The following is an 18915-nucleotide window of genomic DNA, read 5'->3' as shown; positions in this document are numbered from 1 at the left end:
GTTAGCATGCACCTGCATGCAGCAAAATGCAACCACAACCGGAATAATTGGCGCAAAATTGGCTCAAGGAAAACGATATTTGCATATCCCATGCAGGTTTCGACGTTTTTCCAAAAGTTCTATGACCGTGACGTAATTTGACGCCATCACCTGGCGTTCACTCGCCTGCTAGGCACATTGAGAACGACGTTTTTACCAAAGATCTACCAGCGACCGGCCCCCTGCCGGAGCGGCTAATCAAGCGTCAGTTTGATTCCATCCGGTCCTTGGCCCACAACCGTGATGCGGTTTGCACCGACGTGGTCATTCAACGAAAAACCCAACGGAGTGCGTCAGCGCGCCCGCTGTTTCGAAGCGTTTTGCGCTATACGGTTTAACTCGTCTTCGTGTGCCTCATAGTCACCCAGGTGGGCACGCATCAAGCTTTTCCAAAGCCTTCCATGGTTTGGAACAAAGAAGTGAAGCAGCTCGTGGACGATAACGTAATCCCACAGCTCGGGTTGCAGGTCGAGCAGTTCGGCATTGAAGTTCAGGTGGCCGCTGGTGGAGCATGACGCCCACTTGTTACGCATGGGACGGACGCCCAGCCAAACAACTTTCACCTCCAGCTTATTGGCCCACCGGCGGACACATTGCTTGAACGCCCGCTTTTGATCGATCGCAGTCATCACGTCAAATCCGGTCTGCCTTGTCCAGCAGGGTGAACAGCTCGTTCACCATCGCTGTCACCCGATCCAGATCGTCAGTTTCCGCAAAGATGGCGAAGGTGACTTTCTTCCTGAGCTCGCGGAGGGCGTTTTCGCTTCGCTTCCAGTTCGGGAAATCAGCAAAGGCCTGGCGAATCTTGCGGCTGACCGCCTCGGCGTTCTCAATCTTCGCGTCGAGCAGGCTGCGATAGACGAAATAAGTCAGGCCATCGAACGACTTCTCGGCCTGCTCCTTTTTGCGAATCTCGTTCGTTTCAACTTCCTGAAGCAGTGCCGCCAGTGCCTCGGCTGTGCTGGTCTGGCGCTGCTCGAAACTCTCCTGCACCGCTCTGGCGCGCTCCGCCATGGCAATGAGGCACGGGTCATCACTGCCTTCCTCGGCCAGTTTTTCGATGCTCTTGATCAGGTTGATGACTTTGGTGCCGTCCCCACCGCGCTTGTTCTTGATCAGCTCAATCGTATTGCCATCAATCGCAACAATCTCACCCAGGCCGCCCACGCCATAAGTACTCACCTGCTCCTGCACCAGATGGTTGGTCTTGGCCTGGAACTCGCGGTCGACCATCACGGTCTTGGTGTAGGCCTTGCGGACGACCTGATAGATCGCCGATAGCGTTCCATAATCGTCGATGAACGGGCGCAGAAAGGCATCGGGCGAGATGATCTCGTAGAGCATCTCGATTTCCTTGTATTCCTTGAAGAACTCCTTGCGCCGCTCAGGATCGCGGAAGTGTTCGATCAGGGTGTCGACGTCCTTGTCGTTGAAGTTGCGCTCGATCAGCCTGAGGGTGTCCGGGGCCTTGGTCTCCATCTTGTTCTTGAACAGCACCTTGAGCAGCTTGAGATCTTTGACAATGGCGTTAATCTCTTCGCTATCGAAGGCCAGCGCCTTTTCCAGCTTGTCGAAGATGCCGACAAAATCCAGCACGAAGCCGTGTGGCTTCACCATCTCCTGCATCTCGTTCTCGTAGGGGCGGTTCACCCGGGCAATCGCCTGCAGCAAGGTGTGGTCACGCATCGGCTTGTCGAGATACATCGCGTAGAGCACCGGCGCATCGAAGCCCGTGAGGAGCTTCTCGGTAACGATGAGGATCTTCGGCATCTGGTCGAGCTTGCCGAAGCTCTTGCGGATCTGCCGCTCCTTCTTCGGGTCGAGGTGGAACTCCTTCAGCAGCTTGGCGTCGTTGTTGCTGCCGGTGTAAACCACTTCGGAATACTCCGGCGGCAGAAACTGGTCGAGCGCATGCTTGTAATGCGCGCAGGCTTCGCGGTCGACCCCGACGAGGAAAGCCTTGTAACCAAGCGGCTCAACGTTCTCGCGGTAGTGCTTGGCGACGAACTGCGCCACCTGCTGAATCCGCTCCTTGCCCTTGAGGAAGTTCTTCAGGTTCACCGCCCGTTCGAGAATCTTGTTCAGCTCCTCGATGTCGGCCACACCCTCGGCTTCGACCAGCGACAGGAACTCCTTGTCCAGCGTCTCATGCGGCACCAGCATTTCGTTGGGGGCGAGCTGGTAGTACAGCGGCAGCGTGGTGCCGTCCTCGATGCTGTCGGCGATGGAATACTTGTGCAGGTAGCCCTGGTCATCCTCGCAGCCGAAGGTCTTGAAGGTGCCCTTGCCATACACCGTCTTGTCCACCGGCGTGCCGGTGAACCCGAGGAAGCTCGCATTCGGCAGGCCGGCCATGAGGAAGTTGCCGAGGTCGCCGCCAGTGGTGCGGTGGGCTTCATCGATCAGGACGTAGATGTTCGCGCGCATGTTCAAGTCCGCCGGCATGTCACGGAACTTGTGGATCATCGTCACAATGATGCCCCGGTAGTCGTCGCGCAGCAGCTGGTTCAGCCGGGCGATGCTGCTGGCGTGTTCCAGATTGCCCAGGCCAAGCGCGGCGAGGTTCTTCAGCATCTGATCTTCCAGCTCGTTGCGGTCGATCATCAGCAACACGGTCGGCTTGTCCGCCTCAGGCGCGCGGAACAGCCGCTCCGCCGTCTTGATCATGGTAAAGGTCTTGCCGCTGCCCTGGGTGTGCCAGACCAGGCCGCGCGTGCGATTAGGTTCGAGGGCACGGCCGACAGTCGCGTCCACCGCGCCGGTCTGGTGCTGGCGCAGGATGTATTTGTTGAGTTCCTCGTCCTTCTCGGCAAAGACGATGTAGTCCTTCAGAAAGGCGAGCACCTGCCCGATGGCGCAGAAGCTCTTCACCTTGGCCTCCAGCTTGCCGACTTCCTCATCCTTCCAGTTGAAGATGTTTCGCCGCACCGTGTTCCAGGTGACGCCGTAGGAAAAGCCGATGGCGTCGGTGGCGGTGAACAACTGCTGCGACACAAACAGCTCCGGCGTCTCGCGGTGATAACGACGAATCTGGTCCACCCCCAGCGCAATCGCCTCGTCCTTGTTGGCGTTCTTGCACTCGATCACCAGCACCGGGATGCCGTTGATCAGAAAGACCACATCCTCCCGCGTGCCGTAGTGGCCGTTATGAAAGGCCCACTCCTCGGTCACTTCATAAACATTGCGTGCCGGATCGTCGTAATCGATCAGCATCAGGTCGCGTTCGCGCTTGTCCTCGTGATCGAAGAACTTGCCCCGGTTGCGCAGGTGCTCGACGAATTCCCGGTTGCCGTAGATGTCGGTGTGGAGATGGCGGAAAGCTCCGAGCAAGGCACCCTCGGCCTCGGCGTAGCGCGGGTTAAATTCCCGCAGCTTGGCGTCGAGCAGATCGTCGAAGAACAGCGAACGGTTCCTGGCGCGGTCGGCAGGTGGCACTTCCGGATCAAAACCGCGCCGCTGCTCGGCTTCCTCGCGGGACACAAACGTCCAGCCGATGGCTTCAGCATAGCCGAGGATTCGGGACTGAACGGTTTTGTGTTCTCCGGGTGTGGGCATGGATTTAGCCGGCCATTCTGTTCGCTATTGCAGCAATCTCCGCTTCAGAGAGTCGGTCAAGTATCCATCCCCTCGCAAACTTCGCGGTCTCCGATTTAGGAAGTTTATCTTCCGAAAGATCTCTTATTCGAACTCGAGCAGGCATAGCAGCCCCTTCGCCAACGAAAATAGCTTCCTGCTGGGCAAGGTTTGGTAGCGCTTTTGTCATGCCTGAAAGTCCGTCTGGCAAGAATCGAGAAACGTGTTGTTGATCTGCCGCGTTGGTGAGTCGCAGGACAAGCCAGGTGCCACACTGAGAAATCACTGTGCTCTCCACATCTGCGGGCCGCTGACTTACAAGCATGAGGCCTATCCCGTATTTTCTGCCTTCTCGTGCAATTCTGCGAATGGCATTTTGTGCGACTGCATACTCTGCATCCCCTCTATCGGGGACATATCGGTGAGCCTCTTCACAAACGAGAACAACAGGGTCACGCCTCCGCTCTTCTGTCGTTTGATAGACCTTGTATTGGAACACCAAGCGAGCCAACATCGCTGCAAGAGGCCCGGCAACTTCGTTCGGAAGTCCCGAGATATCCAAAATGCGAATATCTTGATCGGCGCCGCCCTCCCCTTGGAGTTTTCCGACCAGCTGGGCAATGATGTGCTCAAGTGGAGGACTTTGATTGTTCCATTCGCGCATCATGAAACGGATTCTCGGATCACGCCTTAGTACTGAGAGTTTGTCCAGCATCGATTTGAATTTTGTGGCGAAATCAGACGCCGTAACGCTCTGTAGTACTCCGCCTTGTACGCGCGCAGCCTGCAAGTAGAAAATGTGGTTGTAAAACTCTTGAAGACTAAAAGGCCGTGGCTTGTCGTGATCAAACTCAATCAACTGCTCAAGGGTTACTCCGTCCTTTGGTCGTGGCGTATCGTGATCCAGTCCATCTGTTGGGGCTGGTCCGCCATATGCTGTCGGCGACGGCTCTATTAAGCCAGCCGCGACCATTCGCGCATAGGTGATTGCCTTATAGATGATGTTGTTCTGCGAAGTTGCCTCTTGCTCCGTCTTACCAATGACCAAAGATCGAAACTCATCCGCTGACATTAGCCAGTACGGAAGGCTAATTGGCGATCCGGCAGTTTCCTCGTTGCCAAGCGGATCATAGGCGCGATATACGATCGCACGCTCTTTGAACGCGTGCCCATATTCTCCGTGCGGGTCGATGACGAGGATTCGCGGATGACAGACGGAATCCGGCTCTGGCTTGTGATCAAGCATGCTGTGCAGCAGGGCCGCAACGGCACCAGATTTGCCCGAGCCCGTGGACCCGAGGACGGCACAATGCATACCCAGCATTTTGTCCACGTTTGCACGACAAATCGCGTTGTCCGCGCCAACGTAGTGAGCGAAGGGGACAAGTGGGCTATAGGTGCCGTCATTCTGTTGACCTTCCGCCGCCGAGTATATCTGGCTGGTCTCTTCACGAGTGAGAAGGTGCACGCTCTGTCGCGGCAGAGGATATGTGGTGACACCACGCACAAACCTCAGCTTTTGATCAGCAGCGTTCCATATCCCTTCCGCGAACAGTTCGACTTCCATCAACCTTTGATCTGCATCAGGGGGAATGGGCTTCGTGATCTCGTGTAGCTCCTCTGAGCGCATGCGCAAGAGGGTTACAAAACCAAACACGAGGCGTCTTCCGAAGTGGACTTTTACGATGCTTCCAATTTGCCCTATGGGGTAGACACGTCCTTCATATGTTCGGGTGAGTTCGGTGACATCACCGGACAGCTCCACTCGAATCGCCGTGCCTGACACTTCAACAATGTGCCCAATCCTCAAATCAGGAATTAAGTCGAAGGTATTCATAGCGCGCATGCCTCCGCACCACTATTGAGAATTTTGGTTGCGCCCTCAAACGTCCACCAGTCGCGTTTCCCACCTGCGACGGGACCTGCAAATGGGCCATCAGTGCCTACATAAAGGCCATCTTCGGCGATGACGTACACTCGTTTACCCCACGCTCCTGTTCTCCATCGTTCGAGCGTGGGGTTAATCCCTCGAGCAAAGGCGAGAATCGTCGTTTTGTTCTCAGGGCGCTGGAGGGCTAATTCAATCTCTTGATTGATGTGTTCATCTCCAAAACTGTATCCGCATGTCGCGAGAACGTTTTCCTCTCGTGCGCCAAGCGCCCGACGAAATAGATCAAATTGGGCGGCGAATGGGTCTCGTTGGGTTGCGAGGTATTTGGTTGATTGTGGGTATATCAGAACGCGAGAAACTTTCTTTGGATAGAGATCACCATCTCGAACGCGCCAAACGCGGTCGTCTTCACCCATGTGCCAATCAATCGATCCGTGAAGTTTGATAACGTGCGCCCTATCCCGGAGATTGGGTTCTTCGTCCCCATACCGGTGACTACGATACGCGACTGCTCCGCCAGAGAATCCGTCCCAGTAAGAGAACCCTCCAAGTGCGAGTGCATCTTCTAGCAAAGTGTCGTAGTTGGTCGTGAACAGTCTGACTGCCCGTCGGCGCTCTGCTACGCCAGCCTGGCTTCGATTGAAGAGCGCGGATACAAATGCAGAGTGGTTGTCGATTATGACGATTCGCGCTTCGTGGGTTCCAACTACTTCTGGCGTTCCGTCAGCTTTCTCAGGCTTGTATCCCCACCGGATAGTTTCAGCTATCCATGTGAGTACGCGCTGGTGAAGTGCATCTAATTCATCAACTGACAGAGTCACTCCATCGAATGTAACGTTCTTGTCCTTTGAACGGTCGGCAATCGCGCGGTGATCGCCGAGGTGACTCAATATGTGCTCGATATGCGAGTCATCGAAAAGCTGACTTCTGATGAATTCCAGAACCTTGAGGTCGTTCGCTTCACCTTCGTCTTTGGCTCTCGCAAAGACGCGGTCCGTGAGAGGCCACATCAGCGGAATTCCAGCATCGAGACTGATGCCCGCTCCAAATAGCCATGACTGGTTGCTTGCAGCAAGCAGGTTGTCGAGTTGGGCTAGATTGTCTTTTGCGATCGGATCCATGTGGTTCGTTGCTCCTCTCGATTACGCTGTAAATTCGAAATCATGAACGCGGGTCTTCGCGGTCATCAGTTCGTGAAGGAGCGTGCGGAAGAGGTCTTGGAGTTGAGTCTTCTTACGCTCGTGTAGGGCGCGTTTCTGATCAAGTGACTCGAATGCGGTCACGACAGCAGTCTGTTCGTCCTGCTTCGGGAATGCGAGGGGGAAGCTTCGAATCAAAGCGGCATTCATGTTCCGCTGGTTCGCTCCATGACCGAGCTTTCGCAGGTCTTCGTAGTGATACTCAAAGAAGTAATACAGGAAGACTGAAGAAATCCGCTTCTTGTCGGTCGGCGTGATCGACGCACAGGCTTGGTTTGTTGCGGCTTCAATCCCCAGCAAGCCTACCCGCCCGCGAGTGATTCCTTGGCCATACATCGCCATTAGCAAGGTTCCTTTTGGGAAAAGTCGTGCGGCAGAATTGGCAAGGCCAGTTGGTGTGATTTTCTCTTCCGTGTTGTGGATCACGCAGTAGTTGATCTCACCGGTCTTCACCCACGGGATTGTTCCGCCAATCCAGTTTTCTGCGGCCTCACGTGTGGGGGTTCCGCCGCTCTGGATCTTCGCCACTTCACCAACTTTGCACACCCCCCAGCTTTCGGGGACGAGGCCGATTTCGGTTTGTTTTTGGGGTTCGTTGCGGAGGCCTTCGGTGAAGAGCTTGTGCATGAGGGCTTTTTTCAGCTCGGTGGTGGTCTGAATGATCCGCTCTTGCGCTTCGATTGCCCGCTGCACCGTCGAAAGGATGTGCGCGATCTTCTTCTGCTCGGGGAGTGGAGGGTAGGCGAAAGAAAACCTTTCACGAAGAATGCTCGGGTGGAGCTTCTCCGTGTAATTAAAGGTCATTGTCAGCCAGATGCTGAATAGGTGCGCCCACGTGTAGTAGGTATCGAGCTTCTCCTTCGCGGTGACGCGGAGAAAACCACTGACGTTCGTTATCGAGTATCGGCTCTTCGGTCGGTAGAAAAATTTGCCCCCGCCGTCCACGGACCACGTCACGAGTTCCTCGTCGAACATGTACTTGCCGTAGCGACCGAACTCACCGTTGCCTCTGGCTGACGAGGAGTAAACCGGGTAGTCGCCGGGATCGGCCTCAATGTCCTTTTGCGAGATGACCTTTCCGCGCCCGAGCACTATGTCGCCGGCGTGTTCAAGCTCTCGAATGCTAGTTTTTATCCAGCCATTTTGCGCGTGGTCACTCATACCCCGATCTTCTCCAGAATCTCCTTCGCCGGGGCTACAGCGGACGCGATGTCCCCGCTCCGTTTGGCGCTCACTCCGCACCGCCTTCCTCGTTCCCGCTTTCCTCATCATTCCTTGCGATCCGCATGACTTCGGCGTCGAAATCCGAGACAAACAGGCGATCCTGGACGATGCGGTATTTCTCAAACTCGGTTTCGGCGTGGGCTTTGGCGATTTCGGCGGTGACTTTGCCGGCGTCCTGCAGGATTTCCCGGTCGGTGGCTTCGATGAAGCGGTTGAGCCGTGTTTCCCAGTCCTGCATGGTCATGGGGATCTGCCGCTGGGCCATGTCTTCGGCGACATCGAGGTAGGCGTTGACGAGGCGGGAGAGTTGCGCCATCTCCGGTTCGGTCAGATAGTTCTTGGCGACGCTGACATCGAATTTCTGGATTTTTCCATGGGGCGCATCTTTCCATGTGGTCAGGCCCATGTGCTGTTTCCCGGCATCGGCCCGGTCCACAATGACCTCGGCGGCGGTGTGGCCGTGGATGGCCCAATGGAGCTTGTTTTGCACGGTGGCGAAGAAGCGCTGGGTGGCCGTGGCGCTGAGATCGTAGTCGATGGCGGTGGCGTAGATGTCGGTGATCTTCTGGTAGAACTTGCGCTCGCTGAGGCGGATTTCGCGGACGCGCTGGAGTTGTTCTTCGAAGTACTTCCTGGTCAGGACGGTGCCGCCAGCCTTGAGGCGTTCGTCGTCCATGGCGAAGCCCTTGACGGTGAACTCCTTGACCACGGTGGTCGCCCATTTGCGGAATTGAACGGCCCGCTCGGAGTTGACCTTGTAGCCGACGGCGATGATGGCGGAGAGGTTGTAGTGGCCGGTGTCGTAGTTTTTGCCATCGGCGGCAGTTATTCGAAATTTTCGAATAACTGAATCCTCTGTGAGTTCGTTGTCGGCGAAGATGGTTTTGAGGTGGTAGTTGATGGTGGGGGTCTTCACGTCGTAGAGGACGCCCATCATTTTTTGCGTCAGCCAGATGTCCTCGTCGGCATAAACCACCTCGACGCCACCTTGACCCTGTACCGCGACGAAGGTGAGGTATTCGACGGCGGAGGAACGCGTCAGGGAAGTTTCCTTGTTGTCCGGTTTCTTTTTCATGCCGACACGCCCAGTTGTTTCAGGATGCTCCGCAATGCCTCGTCCGTCTCCCGCGCCTCAGCCTCGATTACGGCCAGCTCCTCGACGATCTCCGCGATGGGCCGGTAGGTTTCGGCATCCGAGGTGTGGATGTAGCGGCTGGGGGAGATGTTGTAGTCGTTTTTCTTCAGTTCGGCGTGGTCGACGATGCGGCTGAGTTTTTCCGCTTCGGTCCACCCGATGAGGGTGTCGGCGATGCGCTGGATGCCGGCTTCGGGGATGAAGTTCTTGGGGTCGCCTTTTTCGAAGACCTGGGATGCATTGACGAGCAAGACCTTGCCCTGACGCACCTTGGTCTTGGCCTTGTTGAGGAACAACACGATGCCCGGAGCGGTGGTGTTGTAGAAGAGGTTTTCGGGCAGGTAGAGCACGCTCTCGATCAGGTCGTGATCAACGAACCATTGGCGGACGGTCTTTTCCTTGTTGGTGCCGGCATTGCCCGAGCCGCGCGAAGCAGCGCCGGTGTCGAGGACGACGGCGGCGCGGCCGGTGGCGTTCAGGCTGGCGTGGATATGCTGCACCCACCCCCAATCCGCGGAGGATTTGCCGGGGAAGCCGGCCCCGGCGGGGAAGCGGTCGAGTTCGTCGTTGTCGTAGTCGGCCTCGGCGAACCAGTCCTGGTTCCACATGGGATTGGCGACGACGCGGTCGAAGCTGCGGAGCTTGCCTTTACTCCGGAATTTGGGGTTCTTGAAGGTGTCGCCGATCTCGATCTGGCCTTCCATGTCGTGGATGATCATGTTCATGTTGGCCATGGCCCAGGTCTCGGGGGTGAACTCCTGGCCGAACAGTTTCAGCGGGGCGACGGTACGCTTTTTTCCCTTGGCGTTTTCTTCCATGGCGATCTCGCATTTCACGAGCAGACCGCCAGAGCCGCAGGTGGGGTCGTAGATTTCCATGCCGGGCTCGGGCTGGAGCACGCGGGACATGATGGTGCCGACCTCGGGCGGGGTGTAGAACTCGCCGGCGCTCTGGCCGCCGCCTTCGGCGAACTTGCGGATGAGGTATTCGTAGCTCTTGCCGATGATGTCGGCTTCGACGTCTTCGAGCCCGAGGCGCTTGGTGCTGATGGCCTCGATGAGGTTGGACAGGCGGTCGTCGTCGAGATCGCGTTGGCCGTGGGTGGTGGCGTTGAAGTCAACGCGGTCGATAATGCCCTGCAGCAGCGGATTTTCGCGGGCGATGGCACGCATGTGGGTGGTGACGCCTTCGCCGATTTTGTCTGCCAGCTTGCGGATGACGGACCAGACCGGTTGCTCGGGATCATCCGGCACGAGGGGCAGGTAGAAGCGAACGAGCTTGTGGTCGGCCTTGGCAAGCTGGAAGGCCTTCTTGCGCGAGCCGACTTCGACGGCGATGCGGTTCAGCTCATCGTCGAAGACGTCGCAGAGGCGCTTGGTGAAGATGAGAGGGAGGATGTAGTCCTTGTATTTCGGTGCGTCCTTGGCACCACGGATGGAGCAGGCAGCGTCCCATATCCATGATTCGAGGGATTTTTCTCTACCATTGTTGCTAGCCATCAGCGTTATGACCTTTCGTGTTTACGAACTACTTATTGGTACGAATTGAAAACTTGAGACATCCTGCCATCATACAAATGGGAAGGGAAATCTGAAGGACGGTTTTATACCGATTGCGGACTATATCAAAGCCAGCATCATCAGGCCGCTCCGGCCAAGGACGTGCCATTCTGGCGCCCAATAAGTTACTCACAAGTGCCAAAACGCGATTCATAGAGCTCCGGAGCAAGGCGTAACAGTGCGTCTTTGCCTTGAAGCGCACGGATACGCCACCCCTTGCCTCTGGCCAGCGCCTCACGCCAGGCTAGGTTGCCCACCGCAGCTTGACCGTCTTGCAGGAAATAGCTGATCAATGAAGCACTCTGAAGGACTTTCTTGGCTGATTTGGTTCGCTCTCGCCCAGGACGCTCCCCGCAAAAGATGAGATTATGGACTGCAAGCCGCGCTGGGGCTGGCACCATCACAACACAGGCGGCCCGGTTGGAAAAAACACAAGCCTGCACCGGCTCAGCAATCAACTACTCCATGAACTTCTGTGGTTCGAATGCGAAGTTAAGCTCTGGCATCACGACTGGCCTGCCATCGCGCTGCACCGGGGTCACAAAATCCAGACGAAGCTCGGGGTCGTCCGGATTGCGGCGCTGCGCGCCCACCTGCCCGCTTGACCTGCTCCGGGGCTTTCGGACCAGGTCAAGGTCACGCCGGCGCATGATAGCTACTATGCATTTTGACGATTTGTACAGGAACCAGAGTTCCCGTGATCTGCCTCATACGCCCAAGCCACGACTGGGATTTGGGATCACACTCATATCAGCTTCCCATTAATCTCCAACAATTTTTCATTGACTTGCGCATCGCTGTGTTCGCGTAGCTATACATCGCCCCTCAACCAAATTGGCACGGGCGATGAAAACGCTGATGACGAAAGAAGACCTCATAGAATTGCTGCAAGTGTCGAAGCGAACGATTGACACGATGATCTCAAAGAGCGAACTACCGATGCACACGCAGATCGGCCGGCGCCTGTACTGGCGCGGCGCGGATGTCGCGGCATGGATCGATGCCCAATTCGGCGTAACACCGGGGCAAGCGGCGGCCATTGATTCGAGCAAGAAACGGCGCGGACGCCCGCGCGCCGCGTTTCCTTCTTGATGCAGACCGCGCGGTAGCCGACTCGCCAATTTTTAGCACGCACCCGCGTCAGTTGATGGCACCCGGGGGCATCGGCCCCGGGGCCCCCGGGTGCCCTTCCCCTAGTATTCGAATGCTGGAAGTATCGCGCCCCGCCCGACGCTCTCGGCGAGGTCGCGCAGCGACACGAGTTCGATACGCTGTATGCGCAGCGGCGGCACGACATCGACCCGCACGATGTGCACCATGTCCGCCGCCTCTGGACGCCATTTCGGAAGCACCCGCCCGAAACTCTCGACGATCCGTTCTTCGTGCCGGCAGCCCGTCGGCACAACGATCCACAGCCACGCAAAACGGATTGCGCCAGGGGCGTCCATTTCGTCAGCGAACGTGTTCATGAGATCGGTTACACGGTCGAGCTCTGTGTTTGACTTGAACGTGTTCTCGACTTCGATCCAACGCAAGTACGTTACCGGGGTGGCATCGTGCGGCTGCTGAACTTCTCCAACAACGACCCCATCCGGAATTTTTCCGTAGCGCTGCCTTAGCTCTGCAATGGTGAATGGCGCGCGATCATGGTTGACCGCGTACTCGCCCCATACCGTACCTCCACCGCCGTGCAGCTTGGCAAGCACCGCTGTGCCCAAGGTACGGTGCGCAAATGTGGGCCCGCTCACACCTTGAATATCGTATCCGTCGCGCGCGTCGATCCCGCGCGCTGATAGGCTGGCAGCGCCGCGCGCGGACAACACAAAGCTTGTCGTGCCGAACGCGTTGGTGCGGGCCAACAACAGGCCGGCATCGAGCAGGCGTCGTGTCGTTCTCCGCGCCATTTTTTCGCCTGATTCCACGCTCGAGGCTGGCCACACGGCGGCTGCAAGTTCAGGCACGCGGATGTGTCCGAAATCGTGCACAACTTTGAGCACACGTTGTTCGTTAATTTGTGCGATCGCGCGCCCATCTTTGCTCTGCTGGTCTTTTTGAAACGTCATGCGTGTTCTCCTTTTGGAGTTGGAAAACACGTATAGCTACTGTTCCGTGGCAAGTCCCCTCGCCCGTTCTTTTTTCTGGAATTGCCTCTGGGAACGGGGTCCGGAACCGCTCCTTTTCCCGCGCTGAACGCACGGCCAGTCGCTGCGGGGCTTGGGCCCCGCTTCCGTATTGCGCAGGCCGCCCACCCGTCGTTGCCGCCGGCCGGGGGGCCCCACGCTCAGGACGCGCCGGCCCTGCGGACCGACTGAGCATGGGGCCCCCCGCCCTGCGCGCGTCCGGCCTGCGGGGGCTAACTCGCCCCCCTTTTTGCTAACGCCGCTGGGGCGGCTCGACACGCCTGGACGGCGCGTCGTACGCAAAACGGCTCCCCCCAAAGGGCGCCGGCCTCCCTGGGGGGCTGCCGGCCGCTCCGCAAGACGCCTATCGGCTTTGCTACGCAGCCCTGCGGGCGCCTGGAACGAGTGATATTTTGGACGTAGAAAAGCAATCGAGGCTGCCAGTGCAGCCCCGATTTTCTCTTGCCCGGACTAACGCTTCATGCCCGGCAGTCCCCTCGCTTGCAGCGTCGTGCGAATGCAAAGGGGACTCGGATCCACAATCACTCCCGAGGCCACAGATCGCGGCAAAAAGAAGCAATGAGGCTCGAATTCAACCATGAAATCACGGCGTCGCAACGCATTGAGCAGATGCGAATTGAAGACGCTTTCGATCACCACACCACCTGCCGAGAGCGCGTGACACAACTGAACGTAGCGCATAAACCAGCCTCGTTTTTGAAACGCTTCGGGCACGTCGACACGCGCGATTGTCACGACTTCGCCGACAGACACGAGACTCCCCCACTGCCAACACGCGTGGTAGCGCAGGTACGCTTCGAAGCCTTGCCACTCAAGTAGCGCAGCATAAGATGGGCGGATTTCGCGCACAGCCCGAGCTGCGAGGACAAACGCGACTGTTTGAGATTCGATCGATGGGAGGACAGGGTAATAGCGCCGATCCTCTTGTGTGTGCGGGCTCTTCATTATTCGGACCTCCCGCCAACACGACGTGCGCGGATTGCAGCAAAATCGATCACGCTTGCACTGAAGACCACGGGGTCCGCGTCGACGTTTTCAGACGACATTTCGACTTCGACCGCCTGACCGTTTGCCACTTGGAACGTCGCATCGCACTTACGCCGGAGGGTCCGTTTTCGCCCACGATGGATGTAAGCTTCTTCGATCTCGTCTTCGCGTTCTACCCCATCCATTTTCTGCGCAAGCTTCTTCGAACACAGGTGCGCATAGCGTTGCAGCATGCGCGGATCGCGATGACCAGAAATGGCCAGCAGGTCAATCAACTCGAACTTACCGGTTTCTGCAAAACGCGATATCGCCTCGTGGCGCAGGTCGTGAAAATGAAGATCTGCGATCCCCGCGGCGGGCAACACGCGCTGAAAAAAGGCTTTCTTGACGGCGTTCGCCGTGAGTTTGAGCAGCGGCGCATCGCCCCGGTCAGGCAGTCCACGTAGCACGGACATTGCGCGCCTCGTAAGCGGCACTTTCCTCGACTGGCCATTCTTGGTTTCGCGTAACAAGATAAAACGGCGATCGAAGTCGACGTCACGCGCAGAGAACGACAAGATTTCGCTGCGACGCATCGCCGTCTCAATCGCCAAGATGATCACCGGCTCGATGTATTCGTTTTCGTCCGCACGCGCCGCTTCCAGCAACCTCCTCTCGTCCCCACTGCCAAGCCGACGATCGCGCTCATTGAAGTACTTCGGGCGCTTCAACCCAAGCAAAGGACTTTCGGCAGGCCCGATTTTCCAAACGTCGCTCGCGTAGCGAAGCGTTTGGGAAATGACATCGATATCGCGATCGACTGTCGCGGGTCGGACATCAGCCAACCGTTCGCCGATAAAGTCCTGAAGGTCTTCGGTCCGGAGAGCAGCTAGCGGCTTATCGACAAACGACTGGTCGCGCAAGATCTTCTTCAAGCGACCGATTTCGATCTCCCCGCCTTTGTGCTTTGGCGCAACTTCAGCAATGTAGCGGTCAGCGATATCCCGGAAACTAGTTTGAGCAGCGATGGCATAGTCGCGAACAATGCTGACAGACAAGTCGCTTTCGATCTTGCGAAGCGCTTGCTCTGCTGCTGCATAAGTATCGAAGGTGATGCGCTGCACGCGCACGCCTTTTCTCCTGATGCGCAACTGGAACGATGTCTCAAGCTGTCGCACACTCGCGATCAGGCCCTTGTCGTGCAACATGTTCTGGTACGCGTCTGCTTCTGCTTTTTTCGGGTACGAGAACTGCCGGCCAAGCTCCGGACGCCCGCGCACGCTGACGAACCATGGCGAGCGGTTGATGATGTTACTAGTGTTCTTTTTGACAGCCACAGCGAACTCCTTTTTTTCTAAAAAAATGGAGTGCCGTATAGCTACAAAGAGGCAGTGAACAAAAAAAAGCCCGCCGATAAACGGTGGGCTTTTTCTCGGGTTGGCGCAAGACTGGCTCAAACAGTGTTTCTTTTGAGCCAACTTCCCGCAACCTGCAAACCAAGTTATTGATTTGCTTGGGTTTTTTGGTCGGGGAAAGAGGATTCGAACCTCCGGCCCCTGCGTCCCGAACGCAGTGCTCTACCAGGCTGAGCTATTCCCCGACGCATTTTTGCAGCTGAGAAGATCAGTGATCTCGCCCAACTGCAAAGTCCGATAATTCTAGCAGACGATCCTTGAAAAGGGAAGCTGGAAGTACGCTCAATGCGTCGATTGCGAGTTTCGATTCACGCTTGGCGTACTCGCGCGTCGCCTCGAGCGCGCCAGTGGCCAGAATGGCCGCGTGGATCTCTGAGAACGCATCGCGCCCGCCTTCTTCGATGGCTTTGCGCACCAGCGCGGCTTGCGCCGGCGTGCCGTGCTGCATGACGTGGATCAGCGGCAAGGTGGGCTTGCCTTCGGCGAGGTCATCGCCAAGGTGCTTGCCGGTGGCCGCTTCTTCGCCAGAGTAGTCGAGCACGTCGTCGATCAGCTGGAAAGCCGTGCCCAGATGCATGCCGAACCGACCGAGCTGCGCTTCGACGTCGGGGCTGGCGCCGCCGAGGATGCCGCCAAGGCGCGCGGCCGCCTCGAACAGCTTGGCGGTCTTGTAGCGAATCACTTTCAGATACGCATCCACCGAGACATCGGCGTCGTGACAGTTGAGCAGCTGCAGCACTTCGCCTTCGGCGATGGTGTTGGTCGCATCCGCCAGCACTTCCATGATGTGCATGTCGCCAACGGACACCATCATCTGGAAGGCGCGGGAATAGAGGAAGTCGCCCACCAGCACCGAGGCGGCATTGCCGAACAGGGCATTGGCAGTTTTGGCACCACGGCGCAGGGAGGACTCGTCGACCACGTCATCATGCAGCAGCGTCGCCGTATGAATGAACTCGACAACGGTCGCCAGCTCGTGGTGCGCCGTGCCCTGATACCCCATGGCGCGTGCGGTGTACAGCACCAGCGCGGGGCGCAGGCGTTTGCCACCACTGTTGATGATGTATTCGGCGATCTGCCGGATCAACACCACTTCGGAGTGGAGCCGTTGGCGGATAACTTGATTCACGGCCGCCATATCGTCGGCGATCGGAGCGAAGAGGTGCTGGGCTGACAAAATGGGACCGCGGCGAGCAGGAAAAGGGCGATGGTATGAGCGGGACACCAGAGCGTCAAGCCGGATGGTCAAGCCAGCGCCCGGCACGGCGGCTGTCAGCGCAAAAACCGCTCCGGTCGATCGGTGATCAGCCCATCCAGACCCGAGGCCAGCGATTGCTGCCCGCGCTCGGCATCGTTCTCGGTGTAGATGGCGATGCCAAGACCGGCAGCATGCGCCTGCGCGATCAGCTGCGGGCCGAGCTGGGTTTGTTCGACGACCACCGCCACACATCCCAGCGCGTGTGCCACGACAAGACTGTCGTCCTGCACGCGCTCAAGAAGCAGGGCCCTGGGCAGCGCCGGCGCAGCCAGTGCCGCGGCCGCTAGCGCGGCGGGAGAAAACGAAGACAACAAGGGCGGCGTCACGCCCGAACGCTGCCACAGCGCGGCGGCCACCTCTGCCACGACACGCCCCGTCGCATGGTCCGCGCCGGCCGAGGGTTTGATTTCGATATTGGGCGTCATCCCGAGGCGCAAGCAGGCATCGAGCGCCATCGCCAGGCTGGGGACGCCCTCCGCCGACACGCTGCCGTCACGCGTTTTCAGCGCGACCTGCGACAGCGCAGCCCACGACGTCTGTGCCACCCGGCCGCGCCCGGTGGTGGTGCGTTCCAGCGTTTCATCGTGCATCAGCACCGGGGTGCCGCAGGCGGCGAGCATGGCGTCGAACTCGGCACCGCGACAGCCAATGGCCTGCGCGCGCACCAGGCCTTCAATCGAATTTTCAGGCGCAAGCAGGCCGCCGCAGCGATGGGCGATCACCGCTGGCCATGGCCAGCGGTGGGCGGCGCGTGCGCTCACTTTTCGTTGCTCACCCGGGTCACGGCGTTGTCCAGCGCCTGTTTGGCGGGTTGGCGATCGGTCCAGACCCCTTCGAGTTCTTCGTCGAGAATGGTCCGTACGCGGGCTTGCCGGGGCAGCTCGGTACTGGCAGGGCTGCCTTTGGCACTCGCGCCGAGTTGTTTACGGGCCACCACCAGATTGGGCTGATCGCTGGCCACACCGCCGCCGGCCACGCTGCCTTTTTCGTCCATCGGCAAATAGCCGGTGCCACGCTGCCAGGCCAGCTGGTTTTCGGGCTTCAGCAAAAAGCGCACAAAGCGGGCGACGACTTTGTAGTCGTCGCGCTTCTTGCCCTTGGCCACCCACAGCGTCGGGCCATCCGCGAGGGTCGCGCCCACGCCACCGGGAAAGTCGTCATAAAAAGGCAATTCGCTGACGCCGACGTCAAACCCCGCCGATTGGCGGAATTCGGGCCAATGCGCTGACTCTGCCGCAATCACTGCGCACTCGCCGCGCTTGAATCGCTCAAGTGGCTCAGCGCCCGCGCCGTGCAGGTGAAGATAGCGCGCACGCACCCAGCTGGCCATCAGCGCAATGTGGCGGATCTGGAGCATGCCGTTGACCGACAGCTCTTCCTTGCGCCCGGCCTGCCGGGTGACCGCCACATTCTGGCGCGCGCTGACGTTGTCGACCATGACCCAGCTGGGATTGGACACGGTACCGGGGCACGCCTGTCCGGCATCAAAGAGCTTGCCGAGCGCGTCCTGCAGCTCACGCCATGTCCGCGGCGGCGCATCCGGGTCGAGCCCGGCACCGATGAAGGCCTGGCGATTGATGAACAGCACCGGCGTGTGCATGCCCACCGGCAAGGCCACGCGACGGCCTCGTGAATCGGTGGTGTCGCGGTCAAACGCCGCCAGCACCTTGTCGCGGCCAAGCGCCATGCCGGACTCCGCCATGACCTGATAGAGCGGTCGGTACGCGCCGCGTTTGCGCAAGGCCTGCTCGGCATCGCCTTGCACGATCTGAATCGCCGCTTCCGCTTCGGCCGTGGGGTCAGCCACGACACGCACCCGCCCACCGCGATCCGAGGCGTTGAAGCGCTCGACCAAGGTCTCGAGTTGCTGGGCCCGCTCTGCATCAAAAACATGCGACAAGCTCACCACATGTGGCTCGCCGGCTGCGTGTGTCAGCCCCGCGGACGCCAGCGCTGCGACCAGCCCATAGCGCCACATTTTCGACATCGATTGCATCAACATCAGAACCTTCCTCCCGCGATGTGCGCGGACAACTCGCTTGATCCGAAATTTTGCGCGGCAACGCCGCTCAAGATTTTGCCTGGGGCGACGATATCTTTCATCGTCGGACCCTATTTGGTATTCACCATGACACTTCAATCTGCCGCCATTGCCTTTGCGCTGATCGCCACCCTCACCGGCTGCGAGGAACTGGGCATTCCCGATCCGGTAAAAGAAGCTGCCCGGGCGCAGGCCGAAGGCGAAGCCATCGGCAGCGCCTGCCGCCACGCCGGCCGCGCGCTGGAGGACTGTTTTTCGCTCAACCCCAAAGCGTCCAAAGCCGACGTGTTCAACGGGTGGCGGAATATGAACGACTACATGGTCGAAAACAAGATCGACGTGGTGCCACCGACAATGACCGAAACACCCGACCCGACCCAATCGGACGAAACAAAAACTGCCGCCCCCGAGGCGCATGCGGCCGAGCCCGACGCACCGCGCCCGCGCTACAGCCGCCGCCCGTGAACCCGCCGC

At 58.5% G+C, this 18915-nt stretch carries 17 protein-coding genes and 1 tRNA gene; 3 read left to right on the top strand and 15 right to left on the bottom strand.

Annotated features, from left to right (window positions below):
• Positions 1-332 precede the first annotated feature (332 nt).
• The 8 genes from FHP89_RS11340 to FHP89_RS21350 form a co-directional block, all read right to left on the bottom strand.
• Complete coding sequence (locus FHP89_RS11340; RefSeq protein WP_144178005.1) at positions 333-668, bottom strand: M48 metallopeptidase family protein; 336 nt, start codon at positions 666-668, stop codon at positions 333-335.
• A 4-nt stretch (positions 669-672) separates the two neighbouring features.
• Entirely contained in the window at positions 673-3594 is a 2922-nt protein-coding gene (locus FHP89_RS11335; protein WP_144178004.1) for a type I restriction endonuclease subunit R, read from the bottom strand.
• Between the two features lie 4 nt (positions 3595-3598).
• A complete protein-coding gene (locus FHP89_RS11330) occupies positions 3599-5449 on the bottom strand; it encodes an ATP-binding protein (RefSeq protein WP_144178002.1) in 1851 nt (616 codons plus the stop codon).
• On the bottom strand, positions 5446-6624 hold the full coding sequence (locus FHP89_RS11325; RefSeq protein ID WP_144178000.1) for an SIR2 family protein: 1179 nt from the start codon (positions 6622-6624) through the stop codon (positions 5446-5448). Before FHP89_RS11325 ends, FHP89_RS11330 begins: the two co-directional genes overlap by 4 nt.
• Before the next feature lie 21 nt (positions 6625-6645).
• A complete protein-coding gene (locus tag FHP89_RS11320; protein ID WP_186300310.1) occupies positions 6646-7863 on the bottom strand; it encodes a restriction endonuclease subunit S in 1218 nt (405 codons plus the stop codon).
• A gap of 70 nt (positions 7864-7933) precedes the next feature.
• Positions 7934-9001 (bottom strand): virulence RhuM family protein, encoded by a 1068-nt coding sequence (locus FHP89_RS11315; RefSeq protein ID WP_144177996.1) that lies wholly within the window; start codon positions 8999-9001, stop codon positions 7934-7936.
• Positions 8998-10560, bottom strand: coding sequence for a type I restriction-modification system subunit M (locus tag FHP89_RS11310; RefSeq protein WP_144177994.1), 1563 nt, complete (start codon positions 10558-10560; stop codon positions 8998-9000). The genes FHP89_RS11315 and FHP89_RS11310 overlap by 4 nt, the downstream gene beginning before the upstream one ends.
• A gap of 185 nt (positions 10561-10745) precedes the next feature.
• Complete coding sequence (locus tag FHP89_RS21350; RefSeq protein WP_391525644.1) at positions 10746-11021, bottom strand: GSU2403 family nucleotidyltransferase fold protein; 276 nt, start codon at positions 11019-11021, stop codon at positions 10746-10748.
• On the opposite strand from FHP89_RS21350, the gene FHP89_RS20950 reads away from it, so the two are divergent.
• On the top strand, positions 10989-11225 hold the full coding sequence (locus FHP89_RS20950) for a hypothetical protein (protein ID WP_186300316.1): 237 nt from the start codon (positions 10989-10991) through the stop codon (positions 11223-11225). The two genes, FHP89_RS21350 and FHP89_RS20950, sit on opposite strands and share 33 nt — an antisense overlap.
• 253 nt (positions 11226-11478) lie before the next feature.
• Complete coding sequence (locus tag FHP89_RS11300; protein ID WP_186300309.1) at positions 11479-11712, top strand: helix-turn-helix transcriptional regulator; 234 nt, start codon at positions 11479-11481, stop codon at positions 11710-11712.
• Between the two features lie 101 nt (positions 11713-11813).
• Here FHP89_RS11300 and FHP89_RS11295 read toward each other — a convergent pair whose 3' ends face one another.
• The 7 genes from FHP89_RS11295 to FHP89_RS11265 form a co-directional block, all read right to left on the bottom strand.
• Positions 11814-12683 (bottom strand): hypothetical protein, encoded by an 870-nt coding sequence (locus FHP89_RS11295; RefSeq protein WP_144177985.1) that lies wholly within the window; start codon positions 12681-12683, stop codon positions 11814-11816.
• 528 nt (positions 12684-13211) lie between these two features.
• The gene (locus FHP89_RS11290; RefSeq protein WP_144177978.1) at positions 13212-13706 is read right to left on the bottom strand and encodes a hypothetical protein; all 495 of its coding nucleotides are present in this window, start codon (positions 13704-13706) and stop codon (positions 13212-13214) included.
• Entirely contained in the window at positions 13706-15205 is a 1500-nt protein-coding gene (locus FHP89_RS11285) for a site-specific integrase (protein ID WP_260851571.1), read from the bottom strand. Before FHP89_RS11285 ends, FHP89_RS11290 begins: the two co-directional genes overlap by 1 nt.
• Before the next feature lie 45 nt (positions 15206-15250).
• Positions 15251-15327: transfer RNA gene (locus tag FHP89_RS11280), tRNA-Pro, on the bottom strand.
• Positions 15328-15350: 23 nt separating this feature from the next.
• Positions 15351-16319, bottom strand: coding sequence for a polyprenyl synthetase family protein (locus FHP89_RS11275; protein WP_144177974.1), 969 nt, complete (start codon positions 16317-16319; stop codon positions 15351-15353).
• A gap of 95 nt (positions 16320-16414) precedes the next feature.
• The gene (locus FHP89_RS11270) at positions 16415-17161 is read right to left on the bottom strand and encodes a glycerophosphodiester phosphodiesterase family protein (RefSeq protein WP_144177972.1); all 747 of its coding nucleotides are present in this window, start codon (positions 17159-17161) and stop codon (positions 16415-16417) included.
• Entirely contained in the window at positions 17158-18402 is a 1245-nt protein-coding gene (locus FHP89_RS11265) for an extracellular solute-binding protein (RefSeq protein WP_144177970.1), read from the bottom strand. The genes FHP89_RS11270 and FHP89_RS11265 overlap by 4 nt, the downstream gene beginning before the upstream one ends.
• 126 nt (positions 18403-18528) lie before the next feature.
• On the opposite strand from FHP89_RS11265, the gene FHP89_RS11260 reads away from it, so the two are divergent.
• On the top strand, positions 18529-18906 hold the full coding sequence (locus FHP89_RS11260) for a hypothetical protein (protein WP_186300308.1): 378 nt from the start codon (positions 18529-18531) through the stop codon (positions 18904-18906).
• Positions 18907-18915 lie beyond the last annotated feature (9 nt).

This window comes from Denitromonas ohlonensis (assembly GCF_007625205.1).
Taxonomy (GTDB): domain Bacteria; phylum Pseudomonadota; class Gammaproteobacteria; order Burkholderiales; family Rhodocyclaceae; genus Nitrogeniibacter; species Nitrogeniibacter ohlonensis.
Note: the sequence above shows the minus strand (reverse complement) of the source record. Positions and strands in the feature narration are given on the sequence as shown.